Genomic DNA, 12,277 nt, shown 5'->3' with positions numbered 1-12,277 from the left:
CCTCTCTTCTCTATCTCACTTCTATTTTAAATAATATATTATGTGTTGAAAACTTACTATTTCATTTGTTATATTTCTATAACAATGTGGCTTATTTGCAAAATATCTTATCGCATCTCCATGTGATAACTTATATATTGAAGTTCCTATTTCCACTTCCATCTGCCCTTTTGTAACAATAATATACTCTTCAGTCCCCTCATTGTGTGGCAATGATTGATGATTACAACCCGCCTCAAGTTCAATAGTAAATACTTCAAATCTTCTAGTGTTATCATATGGGAAAAGAGGAAACACTCTCATTTTTTCATCACTTTCTACTATAGGTTTAATATCATTGTGACAAATATAAACAATTTCCATATCATCTTCTTCCATAAAATAAGAAAATGATACATTTAGTCCTGTAGCGATTTTCCATAGAGTAGATACACTTGGATTTGAACTACCTTTTTCTATTTGAGCTAACATCGCTTTACTTACTCCAGTAAGTTCTGCAACCTTATCAAGGCTCAATTTTTTTTGTTTTCTTATTTTATTTAAATTTTTACCTATTATCAAGTTAAAGTCCTTCATATAAATTCCCCCAAGGGTTGTATGTTATTCTGAACGTATGTATAATATATTATACAACAGTAATTACATATTTACTATATTATGTGAAAAAAAATTATAAGCACAATTAAAGGAGGGAACTTTTATGTCATCTAACTTAAAGAAGAGCGCAGAAAAAGTGCAAAGTGTACTAAATGAATTTGGATTTGAGCTTAATGTAATAGAGCTATCCGATTCTACCCGTACTGCACAAGAAGCAGCAAATACAATAGGCTGTACAGTAAGTCAAATAGCCAAATCATTAATTTTCCAGGGTAAAACAACTAAAAATCCTATATTGATTATAGCAAGTGGTACAAATAGAATTAATGAAAAGGCGATCAAGGAATATATTGGTGAAAAATTAGGGAAAGCAGATGCAGACTTTGTTTTGGAACATACAGGTTTTGCAATTGGTGGAATTCCGCCTATTGGACACAAAACTCCTATAGCTACCTTTATAGATGAAGATTTAATGCAGTACGAAGAAATTTGGGCTGCTGCTGGAACTCCTAATGCTGTTTTTAAATTAACTCCTAAAATTTTGGCAGAAATAACAAAGGGAAATATTATTTGTGTTAAATAAGTGTAGCCATAGGATATTTTTTTAAGTATCTTATGGCTATTTGTCACGAAATTAATTATGAGTTTATTATATTCCAACACAGCATTAAATTTTCAAAGAGTCAATTACAAGGAACGTTTAGCTAGTCTTCATTTAACTCTTTAACAAGTTTATCTAAAAAGAACGATATTGTATTTCTGTCAGATTGGGTTCCATAAAGATTAACACTAAGTATTGCCTGATTATCAAATGTTGAGATAGCTAACTGAAAATAGGGACTATATTTAATTGAACCAGTCATATATGCTTTAGTAATTTCAACTTTCCCAAACTTAAGCCTTGTCTTATCAAGTATCCCTATATTGGTGAATGCAATTAATGGATTAGTAAATTTCTTTTTTACGATACCCCTTGCCAATTTATAAGGGAATATATCAAAAACCTTTTCCATTAAATTGATACTTTTAACGCAGGCAATATTTAATTTTTCTTTATCCATTACCCTTTTTACTTTACCAAGAGTTTGTTCAAATTCTGTACCAATCTCAGAACCTATATCGCAAGTAAGATTAGTACATAAATTGCAAATACCTTCTGCTTTTCTACTCGGAAGATATTTTCTCATGTCTACTGTACAAGTTATACTAATAACACGTCCAAATATTTGAGAAAGAACCCTCAAGTAAGCTGTAAGGATGACATCATTCACGGTAGCATCATGCTTTTTGGCATAGGCTTTAATTTGATAAAAACGCTCTTTTGAAATCTCACGAATCTCAATAAAAGGGTTACTAGTATCCCCCTCAAGTTCAAACTTAGCTGGATCAAGGGAAAACATATCATTTTTACTAAATATGATTTTTAATTTCTCACCTGCTGAAAACGCCTTTAATATTTGGCTTATCCTTCTATTGCCAATTGGTTTTGGAAAATAGTTTGACTTTTCTTTCATGTTTGAATAAATGTCAGCCAGCATATAAAGATAATCCTTAAATCCAGCAGCATCACATAACATATGGTTAATTACAACACAGAGAGTGTCATTTTTGTCATCTCGAATAACCTCAATCTTAAGCTGCGGCCCATTTAGTGTATCTATTTCTTTGCAGATAAATGCATTAATACTTTTATCCACATTCGATGTTACTACAAGCTTTACAATATCATCTGCTGTATATCCCTTATCCTCCCAGTAAGCTTGATTTTTATTTTCATTGAAACTACTTCTAATAAGAGGAAATACTTTGGCTGAAATATTTACTGCCTGTTTAAATCGACCTAAGTCAAGTTTTTCTGCAAGTGTTGCTACAAAATGCAATGTATGGTCATTAATATTTTTAACTCTGAAAAGGTGTTGAAGTGTATCCCATGCTTCAACTTGATAATTAAGATGACTATTTGGCATTTTACTACACCCTTCCTTCCACCTAATACTTATAATGAGTACACAATATCAGACTATTTTAAATTAGTTCTGCATAAACGACTCTTTCAATGGGTGATACATGTAGTTTTCTATTTATACATTTTAGATAATTTTCTTCATAGTAAGACATTCCTACGTTCTCAATAAGCTTAAGGTTATATTGTTTTATGAAGTTATCTACTTCTGATGGGTTTAGACCAAAACTCCAAGGTTCTCCTCCTGCTTTAAATAAAGTAGTCAATGCTTCTGCACCTACCTTACTCTCAGTTCCATCAATCACGCTTTTTAACACATAAGTAAATACTAGTGCACTTCCATATGAAGCTTTTCATCAATATATTTTGTTCTACACACTTGTAATCCATAAAGCCCTATGGATGTTGAGTTATACATTGAAATCATGAATTTTCTAATAGCACCAAACTTCATAATAGAATTAATATACTTACTAAAAAAGTTTTTAACAAATATATCATTAAATAATCTCGTTTCTGTAGGTTCATGTTGCTCAATCAATCTTGCATAGGCTGCTGCGTATGCAGTTTTATAACTTTCATTTCCCTCCATAATAAAGCCTCCACATACATTTATAATCCTATTAACTCCTTTATAGCCTGTTTCCAACACTTTTCAGGAATATTAGGCCAAACACAATTACCAGTTTTTTCTCTACATAACTCCATAGCTCTTGATAGAATTTTACCATGTGATGTATTACCTCCACGCAGTATATTTTTAGTTAACACACTCCAGTAATATGCGTGTTCATCAAGCTTAACTTCATCCATATCTCTGATTACACCATCAACATCATACTCAAGACTTATAAATTCCTCTGACCATTCCTCACCATTTCCATGCAATATCAAAAACTGCGTCTTTCCTTCACTAAAAAGAGGTACTCCAACAGCCCCAGGGTTTAGAACACATTTATCGTTATGTACAATTTTACATTGTATATGGGAATGACCACATAAGATAATTGAAGTTTTTACCCTGTTCATAATTTCTATAGTCTTATTATCATCTAGCAACATCTTTTCATTTATTTTATAAGGAGAACCATGGCAAATAGTTATTGCTGTCATATCATCTATTGTTATCTCTTTCACTGGTTGTAACTGTGCAAAAAAATTCAAATCTTTAGATGTAAGTGATTGATACGTATATAGTAATGAACCACTAGCAGAATTTTTGTCTTCCCAACCTTTTTCACCATCAGCACGATATTTCAGCCAGTAATCTTCCTTATTTCCCTTGATGAAATAACATTTATATTTTTCATTAAAATCATATAGTATTTTCATTGTCCTCTCAGGGTAAGCTAATTCGCCAACATAATCACCCAAAAAGAAAAACGTATTAATATTACGTGAAAGTGCATATTCAAGGCAACGCTCTAATGCAATGTAATTGCCATGAACATCTGATAAGACTGCTATATCCATTTTCTACTCCCCCACAAATTTACTATTTACTTAATAGGTTTTCCAATTTGTTTATCTAATCTCCATTTTGGAGCAGAACCATCATCTCCAAAATATTCATCAAGTTCTTTAATTTTATTATTCTCTATTATAAAAAATGAAGTTGCGTGAAAAGACATGCTTTCATCCCAAACTCGTGTAACCGTAATAATGCTATTATCTAATTGAACAATACGCTCAACTTCACCATTCCATGTTCCTGGATACTCACAGTTTGCAATAATATACTCATCAACACTAAAACATTCATTTGTGCAGTGCCATCTGATAGTTGCATCTTCACAGAAATATTTTCTTAACTCATCTTTATCTTGAGATGCAACACACTCCCAAAATTCATTAGCAAATTTTTCTATAGACATTATTATCCCTCCATCAAATTATTATTTAGCCCTATAATTTAACTTAGTATCCTCTTACAATTATATCATATTTATCCAATACCACATTGTTCAATTTTCAAAGAAGCACTTACTTCGCCATAAATTCATACCTGTTATTATTTTTGAATAGCGAAGTAAAAAACACCGTAAATTCATTTGAATATTACGGTGTTTTTTATAACCTCATATGGAATTCTATTTGTATAATATTAATAAAGTTGTTCTTGAATATTAATAAATTACACTTCTTATCTGTACTTATACATAATTGTAGATCCATCATCTTCATTAAAAATTGGTGGGTTTGTGCGATACTGATATCCTAATTTATAATAAAATCCATGTGAACTTTTAGACGATGGAATTTCAATCAAATTACTATCAAGGCACCATTCATCTTGTTCCAAAAACAAAATCAAATCTTTTCCTACTCCTAATCCATGAAAATCAGGGTTAACAAATATTGCAGTAAAATAGCTTTGCTTGTCTTGTCTGTAATCTCGACTAACTCCACCTGCAGCTATAATTTCCCCATCATACCAAGCTTCATAATAGTGCCTTGTTGCAATAATATTAGTTAACCATTCTTTCGTAAACATGCTTAGATATTTATTAAATTGCTCATTCGTATAGTCTTTGTAATTAACCTCTTTCATACATCTTACAATGATATTTAGGATAGCATAAACATTTTCAACAGAAGCTCTTTTGTAGTTAATATCCTTCAAATTCATAATAACTTAACCCCACCCTTACCAATATTATTGAGATCTTTTTATTTTGTAATATTTAACAGTTATGAATAAATTATATCATATTATTCCAACACCGTATTATTCAACTTTCAAAGAGCATATTTACTTCGCAATAAATTACTATTGCGTGTAAAAATGCCGCAAATTCATTTGAATAGTACGTTAGTTTAGAAATCTATTCACTTTTTATTTATAAACTCATGATTTAATATATCTTCAACTTTTCTTCTTACCTTTACTGGCAAACAGCCTTCCAATGCTCGCTTCAATACTATAGTTTTTTTAATTCCCTTTGATAAAAGATATTTTTCTATCATCTTAACTTTTGCTTCCCTGTAATTAATCCAAATTGATTTAGCAATATAGATGCTCCAACTGTTTATTATATTTGTTCCCATTCATCTCGTATTATTCCGAATAAAGTACAATCTTGAAAGCCGTCACGGGTTTTATAGTTATGTCGTAAAAAGCCTTCCTTGCTCATTCCAACCTTTTCCATCACTTTCCCTGAAGCAGGATTTTCTAATGAGTTATATGATTCAATTCGTTCAACATCCGTATTTTTAAACATGTAATCAATAACAGCTCTTGCCGCTTCGCTAGTATATCCTTGACCCCACCAACGGCTACCGATCTTGTAACCTAATTCAGCCTTGAAGTCATGTTCTGAAGTTATCAAGATTCCAATGGAGCCAATCATTTCGCCGTCTTTTAGATACATTCCCCAGTAATAAGTGGAATCAGATTGATACTTGTTAACCCACATTTGAATCATTTTCTTGCTATCATCAATTGTTTTATGTGCATCCCACCTCAAAAAGCGTGTAACTTCATCATCACTTGTCCAATTCTTAAACATCATTTCAGCATCAGTAAGCTCCAGTTTTCTTAATGTCAATCGTGTAGTTTTTATTGCTTGTGTCCCTGCATGCTTCACTCGTTTATTCCTCCTGTACTAAGTATAAATTTTTTACATAGTATTCCATAAAAATAGTTAATTATTTTCTCTTAAAAATTACTAATTAGCTCTATAATTTAACTCCGCATCCTCTTACAATTATATCATTTTTATCCAATATCTCCTTAATTAATCAAGAGAGAATATTATTGCACAGTTAAACTCATATTAAATTCATGTTTTGAATTAACTTTTTGTACTGCAAAGTTAAAAATACCGCTTATTCATTTGAATAATACGGTATCATAATAACTTAATATTTAATTTTATTTGAATAATATAAGAATATCATGAAAGAATGTCAACTTTTCTTTTATACAAATTCCCAAATAAATAATATACTCCAAACCCTAAAAGAGAACCAAAAACATTCAAGATTATATCATCTATATCACAAGCCCCCATGGAAAATATCAATTGCACCACTTCCATGAGCAGACTTATAATCAAAGACACTAACAAGGTATTTTTAAGCCTATTACATTTCTTAAACAATAAAGGCAAGAAAAATCCAAGTGGACTAAAAGCAAAAATATTACCTAATAAGTTTTCAATTGAGATACGGATAGAGGGTCCGCCTTGTAAATATGGAATTATTGTATTTACTAAAGGAATAATATTTATTTGGGTTATTTTTTGTGAAAAAGGTATTTGAGTTCTGTGTTTCGCCATAACTAAAGCAGTTCCATCTTTTAAGATAATCACGTTCACAAGAACTGCTAAATAAACTATAAAAAAGAACGAAATTAATAATTTAAGACCTTTTGAAGTTAGTTTCTTATTCAATATTTTCTCTCCCCGCCATTTTTAAAACTTAATACGCATTATTTTACAATTATGTATAAATTATATCACATTTACCCAACACCGTATTATTCAATTTTAAAAGAAGCACTTGCTTTATAATAAATTCACAATACTTAGTATTACTTTTGTATTGCGAACCAAAAAATACCGCTTATTCATTTGAATAATACGGTATACTAATAACTTTATATTTGGTTTTATTTATAAGATACTACATAACTTAATTAAACTTATATTATCTCAAACCTACTATCTATCAATTACTACACTACCATTTGAATCTAATAACGGTGTAATTCCATTCAGACCATTTCCAACTGTCATTAAGTAATTGACTCCTGTCTGAATATCGACAACAATATATACTGCTGCACCAATTAATAATGACTGTTCCTCTTTAACAACAAATCTTTTTTCTTTTTTTTCTTTTCCAAACATATAAAATCCCTCCATATAAATTGCATTTCATCTGTATAATATATAAAAACATTATGTGTCCTAATAGTAATTTTCTCTTAGAATTTAGATGTTAATGTGCCTTGGTGAAAAAAAATTTTCCATTTTCCATCAAAACACTTCCATATAGAACTACGAAGTGAATATTTTTTGTTTTCATTTATTTCACCATTCTTTATTAACTTATATGTTGCCAATATACAATCATTACTTAATTGATTTACTGCAAAGTCCTTTATTTGCCAATCTATTTGTTTTATCTGTTCATCAACCGATTCGCCTTTATTATAATGCCATATATATCCTGAACTACAAAATTCAACAAATCCATCTAATAGCAATTCACTTGTCTTTTCTATTGATTGCCTTATTTCTGGTTTTAATAAATCAGTTTCGAGTTGTAGTAGGTGTTTTTCTAACAACTCCATTTTCATCTCCCCTTTTTTAATTACTTAAAATTTATAGTTGTCAGTTAATTATACTATATTTATCTAATACTATATTATTCAATTTTTAAAGAACCCCCAACTTCACAATGATTTCAAAATACTAAGTACTATTTTTGTATTGCGAACTAAATTATATTGCGAAGTAAAAAATACCGTAAATTCATTTAAATAATACGGTATTTTCAATAATTTAATATTCTTAATTTGATATTTATTTTACATACTCTATAAATTGGATTTAATTATTTATATTTTAAATGATTAATTCCATCGTTCTGGAAGTAAATCTGATATTGTAAGAATTTTATCCTTTAACATTACTTCACATTTATAATTATTATCATCAATCTGATTTATAAATTCTCTACATCTCCCACAAGGTGGAACTACCTCACCTGTATGATAAACAGCCACCATTCTTACTATACGACTTTCTCCTGCCGTTATCATTGCAGCAATCGCTGCATGTTCAGCACAAAATCCCATTGAAGATGGCGCATCAATACAAACTCCTTTATATACATTGCCTTTTTCAGTAATTATTGCTGCAGCAACAGAACCTGCATAAGCACTACGTGATAGCTCATGTGGGTTTAATGTAGCCTTAGCAATTTCATACAGCTTGCTAAACTCCATAATCTTATCTCCTTATATATATTTTATTCGCATATTCGTTGTTCATTTGAATTAATTATATCATATTTATCCAATGCCATATTATTCACTTTTCAAAGAACCACTTACTTCGCAATAATTTCAAAACACTAAGTACTATTTTTGTATTTCAAAGCAAAAAACACCGCTTATTCATTTGAATAATACGGTATTTCAAAAATATTTATTTGGTTTCTTCTTATATACTATTAATCTAAACTCCACATTCCATCAATACTTACCTTATCATTATACTTTTTTATAATTTTTACTATATATTTTATATCTTTAGTAGAAAACCACGATTTAGGAAACATTATATATCTATTAATAAATTTATTAGTTTTTTTCTTCCCCTTAATTATTACAAAAGTTAGTGGATATCGAAAATTTAACTGGTCTATTCTAATAGACTCTATTACATAAAATTCAAATTTCTTTTTACTGAATACCTTCTTTAATTCTATGGCTCCATCCCTAATTTCTATTTTTATTTTCTTTTTGATTAAAAATAGAATTGTTATAGCATAGTTAAATATAATCAGTGTGACTATAACTAACCAAGAGGTCATAAGAAATACATCACTAGTCTTAATATCTTCTAAGGGAGCTTTTCTAATTAGGATGTATGTAATAAAAAACAATGCTACAGTAATAAAAATACTAACCATAAAATAGGCTGTAAATTGCTTTGGATATATAGTCTTATCAATGTTTTTACACTGATTTAATTTATTTTCACTCATGTTTTCCTCATATTTATATAATAATTTTTTAAAATAATTAACTAAAAATATATGCTGCTAATTCATGAAATTAAGCTTTATTATAAAATCATTTATAATAAACAGAATTGTTCCAAGTGAACAAAAAATAGAATTACATACTTGTATTGCTATAGCTAAAACATATTTATAATTTCTTTTATCAAAATATATATTATTCATAGAATAAATAATCAAATTTTTTGATAAAAAGTCAGTTATTATTAACAGAGCAAGGATAAAAGAATTCAAAACAAGAAATAATCCAAAATAATTTTTGGGTCCAAATATTTCATTAGTTTTATACCATTTTATTGCTGTAAATATTATCTCTATAGGGATAAAGATCTTTCCTTGTATCATCAAAAGTTTTTTAGCTCCTAAAATATTTTTTTCTACAAAATAAATAACAAACAATAAAATAAAAGCTCCTGTTCCTAAAAACACATAATTTAATATATCCTTCATTTGTTCTCCTATGTTAAAAAATAATATTTAGTATGTTTCTATAAAAAGTATATCATGATTTTAACTTTAAAAAAATTATTATTATTACCTTATTATTCAATTTTCAAGGAGTCTATTACTTCACGTTATTTTTAAAATACTAAGTACTATTTTTGAATTGAGAACTAAAAAACACCGTAAATTCATTTGAATAATACGGTATCATCATAAATTTATATTCAATTTTAATCTTCTTAAATTTTAATAGTGAATCGTGAATTACCGTCTTTACCAATAAACTCTAGTTCATTGTTAGATATCCATTTTAAATCACCAAAATATTTTATGAACATCCACTCATCAGGAATCTCTGTTACAACAACTTCCTTCTTAATTATTTGCCCACTCTTGTCAACAATAATTATTCCAATATCGCAGTAATATATATCATGTTTACAAAAGACTTTAGCAATATATTTTCTATTAGGGCTATGTTTTTGCTTCTTCCATATCCACGTATTAATGTAGTTTTCAGAGATAATTTGATTATAAGCCTCATCAAATCTTATTTTGTCCCATTGCTCTTTTTCTACAATATGTTCTATTGCTATGTTAATTAAGTCAAGAGTTTTTCTCTTCTTATCAAAATCATTAAGCTTAAAAAAATCATCAATATCATAAGGTATATGAACTGCATATATTCCTAGTACTACACTAGATCTTATAACTGAGTTTGGAGAACACTCTATGTTTATCTTACAACATTTATCATTCTTATAACCTTTTAAACATCTCTCATAAAAAGCAGTAATATTTCTTGTTTGCAATCTAAATTTAAAATTTCTTTGTTTAAAGTTATTGTTATAATCTTCTGTTGTAATCTTATTCTGCTCTTCATTACTCTTTCCAACAAGTAAATCCTCAATTCCTTTGCTTGGTATATAACTTACGTGTAATTCAATATTCCTTAACGTTGGCATCTAACTTATCCTCATTTCAATATAAATATATTCACTATTTTACCAAATTTAATTATGCCATCTTTATCTGATCAGGTATTATAAAAACATTCTAATGAGAAATTATACTTTTTAGGTATAGTACACCGTAAGGCAATTTTTTGACATTTTAACTATTTCATCAATATCGTCATTAATAATTTCAAAAGAAGATAATCTTTCCAGCTCACTTTTTAACAGTTGCTTATTTGGATATATCAAATATGGTATCACTAATTCTATAATCCAATATTTCCACATCATATTATTGCCTTGCAAAATTGTTATAATGTGCGGTATAGCAATATTTTGATGTAAAATAACAATTGGTAAAATATCTTTTGCTATCGGCCAATTATAATCTTGCAGCCACTCCAATAAATCGAAAATAATAGGTCTTATTTCATTATCAGTTAACTTACAAAGCTGCTTAATTGTTGAGTTATCAAATTTGTCTTTTGGGATTAAATCTCTTAACGTCATCATTACCTCCTACATAAAATATAGATAATGCCTAGTTCGTTATATTTCGTAAATTAAAACATATTATTTTCCCCTTTAAATAAATATATCTTACTAAATTGTACCATCTCAAGATATTATAATAAATAAAAATTTACCATACTCTTCACTTTCCCAAGAATCGCTAACTTTATATTAATTCCAAAATACATAATACAAATTTTGAAATGCTAACCAAAAAACACCACTTACTAGTTTGAACTGCCCCTTGTCTACTTAACAATGAGCAGTTCAAACTAGAATATTACTACCTTTTATGCATAAAACCTTAAAAGAACTAATCTTCTTGGATTCCGCCTTCTTCCATAATGTATTTATAATAATGCTTTATTGCACTTTCAACAATTTTACTGACTCTCACATTTATATTTTGATGGTTTCCTCTTAAGTCATTTAACATACTTATTACAGGAAAACCAAGGTAAAAACTCTTTTTATATTTAGAATCTGAATGATCATACTCCCTTTGTATAGCAACTTTCTTCTCTTGTTTCGTCTCAATAGCAGTATTTTTTACAGGGTCATTTTTAAGCTTTTCTTCCACTAAATCAGCTATATCAAACTCCATCACAGTATGTCCTCCCTTAACTTCCCCCCAAACACCAAACTTCTCGATTTTTTCTTCCCCTTGTAATATTTCATTATCTTTATTTAAATTCCCCATTTTATCTCCTTATTCCCATAATATTCTTTAACCTCAAAATAAGTTCTTCTTTTACTTATAAATATTATACACTCCTACTATGTAGAAGCTTTTCTTTTCAAAAGCTTCATAAAATTCCTTTTTTATTATACTAAAAGGATTAGACTGGCACTGAAAAACACGCCTACCGAATAGAGGTTAAGAGGATTAGATTGAAGCTGAGGATCGCTTCTACCAAATAGAGGTGCAGACATTCTGATATTCAGATATTCGGACATTCAGACATTCAGACATTCAGACATTCAGACATTCAGACATTCAGACATTCAGACATTCAGACATTCAGACATTCAGACATTCAGACATTCA

The 12,277-nt window shown here is 29.0% G+C and carries 19 protein-coding genes; 1 reads left to right on the top strand and 18 read right to left on the bottom strand.

Annotated elements, in window-relative coordinates:
* Positions 1-21 precede the first annotated feature (21 nt).
* Positions 22-576, bottom strand: a complete 555-nt coding sequence (locus tag BUA92_RS00565) for a helix-turn-helix domain-containing protein (RefSeq protein WP_073015825.1) — start codon at positions 574-576, stop codon at positions 22-24.
* 124 nt (positions 577-700) lie between these two features.
* Between BUA92_RS00565 and BUA92_RS00560 the strand changes: the two genes are divergently transcribed.
* Positions 701-1,180, top strand: a complete 480-nt coding sequence (locus BUA92_RS00560) for a YbaK/EbsC family protein (RefSeq protein WP_073015823.1) — start codon at positions 701-703, stop codon at positions 1,178-1,180.
* Between the two features lie 121 nt (positions 1,181-1,301).
* Here the strand turns inward: BUA92_RS00560 and BUA92_RS00555 are convergent, their stop codons facing one another.
* From BUA92_RS00555 to BUA92_RS00475, 17 genes are all read right to left on the bottom strand, one after another.
* Positions 1,302-2,564: a hypothetical protein gene (locus tag BUA92_RS00555; RefSeq protein ID WP_073015821.1), complete on the bottom strand. Its 1,263-nt coding sequence runs from the start codon at positions 2,562-2,564 to the stop codon at positions 1,302-1,304.
* A 58-nt stretch (positions 2,565-2,622) separates the two neighbouring features.
* Positions 2,623-2,877, bottom strand: coding sequence for a hypothetical protein (locus BUA92_RS00550; RefSeq protein WP_139259253.1), 255 nt, complete (start codon positions 2,875-2,877; stop codon positions 2,623-2,625).
* Positions 2,878-2,888: 11 nt separating this feature from the next.
* Entirely contained in the window at positions 2,889-3,152 is a 264-nt protein-coding gene (locus tag BUA92_RS00545; RefSeq protein ID WP_073015817.1) for a class I SAM-dependent methyltransferase, read from the bottom strand.
* A 20-nt stretch (positions 3,153-3,172) separates the two neighbouring features.
* Positions 3,173-4,033 carry a metallophosphoesterase family protein gene (locus BUA92_RS00540; protein WP_073015815.1) on the bottom strand — a complete coding sequence of 287 codons (861 nt, stop codon included), beginning with the start codon at positions 4,031-4,033 and terminating at the stop codon, positions 3,173-3,175.
* Between the two features lie 26 nt (positions 4,034-4,059).
* Positions 4,060-4,434, bottom strand: coding sequence for a hypothetical protein (locus tag BUA92_RS00535; RefSeq protein WP_073015813.1), 375 nt, complete (start codon positions 4,432-4,434; stop codon positions 4,060-4,062).
* 269 nt (positions 4,435-4,703) lie between these two features.
* Positions 4,704-5,189, bottom strand: coding sequence for a GNAT family N-acetyltransferase (locus BUA92_RS00530; protein WP_073015811.1), 486 nt, complete (start codon positions 5,187-5,189; stop codon positions 4,704-4,706).
* Between the two features lie 200 nt (positions 5,190-5,389).
* Positions 5,390-5,608 (bottom strand): hypothetical protein, encoded by a 219-nt coding sequence (locus BUA92_RS23455; protein ID WP_073015807.1) that lies wholly within the window; start codon positions 5,606-5,608, stop codon positions 5,390-5,392.
* Positions 5,593-6,147, bottom strand: a complete 555-nt coding sequence (locus BUA92_RS00520; protein ID WP_073015804.1) for a GNAT family N-acetyltransferase — start codon at positions 6,145-6,147, stop codon at positions 5,593-5,595. The genes BUA92_RS23455 and BUA92_RS00520 overlap by 16 nt, the downstream gene beginning before the upstream one ends.
* A 309-nt stretch (positions 6,148-6,456) precedes the next feature.
* The gene (locus BUA92_RS00515) at positions 6,457-6,954 is read right to left on the bottom strand and encodes a VanZ family protein (RefSeq protein WP_139259251.1); all 498 of its coding nucleotides are present in this window, start codon (positions 6,952-6,954) and stop codon (positions 6,457-6,459) included.
* A 270-nt stretch (positions 6,955-7,224) separates the two neighbouring features.
* The gene (locus tag BUA92_RS00510; protein ID WP_073015800.1) at positions 7,225-7,413 is read right to left on the bottom strand and encodes a DUF6440 family protein; all 189 of its coding nucleotides are present in this window, start codon (positions 7,411-7,413) and stop codon (positions 7,225-7,227) included.
* A 77-nt stretch (positions 7,414-7,490) separates the two neighbouring features.
* A complete protein-coding gene (locus BUA92_RS00505) occupies positions 7,491-7,859 on the bottom strand; it encodes a nuclear transport factor 2 family protein (protein WP_073015798.1) in 369 nt (122 codons plus the stop codon).
* Between the two features lie 282 nt (positions 7,860-8,141).
* On the bottom strand, positions 8,142-8,516 hold the full coding sequence (locus BUA92_RS00500) for a cytidine deaminase family protein (RefSeq protein WP_073015796.1): 375 nt from the start codon (positions 8,514-8,516) through the stop codon (positions 8,142-8,144).
* A 227-nt stretch (positions 8,517-8,743) separates the two neighbouring features.
* The gene (locus tag BUA92_RS00495) at positions 8,744-9,280 is read right to left on the bottom strand and encodes a hypothetical protein (RefSeq protein ID WP_073015794.1); all 537 of its coding nucleotides are present in this window, start codon (positions 9,278-9,280) and stop codon (positions 8,744-8,746) included.
* Between the two features lie 57 nt (positions 9,281-9,337).
* Positions 9,338-9,766, bottom strand: coding sequence for a hypothetical protein (locus BUA92_RS00490; protein ID WP_073015791.1), 429 nt, complete (start codon positions 9,764-9,766; stop codon positions 9,338-9,340).
* Positions 9,767-9,999: 233 nt separating this feature from the next.
* A complete protein-coding gene (locus tag BUA92_RS00485; RefSeq protein ID WP_073015789.1) occupies positions 10,000-10,725 on the bottom strand; it encodes a hypothetical protein in 726 nt (241 codons plus the stop codon).
* Between the two features lie 111 nt (positions 10,726-10,836).
* Positions 10,837-11,226, bottom strand: coding sequence for a DUF5071 domain-containing protein (locus BUA92_RS00480; protein ID WP_242950027.1), 390 nt, complete (start codon positions 11,224-11,226; stop codon positions 10,837-10,839).
* A gap of 316 nt (positions 11,227-11,542) precedes the next feature.
* Complete coding sequence (locus BUA92_RS00475) at positions 11,543-11,929, bottom strand: hypothetical protein (protein ID WP_073015785.1); 387 nt, start codon at positions 11,927-11,929, stop codon at positions 11,543-11,545.
* Positions 11,930-12,277: the final 348 nt, after the last annotated feature.

This window comes from Clostridium intestinale DSM 6191, assembly GCF_900130055.1.
Taxonomy (GTDB): domain Bacteria; phylum Bacillota; class Clostridia; order Clostridiales; family Clostridiaceae; genus Clostridium_T; species Clostridium_T intestinale.
Note: the sequence above shows the minus strand (reverse complement) of the source record. Positions and strands in the feature narration are given on the sequence as shown.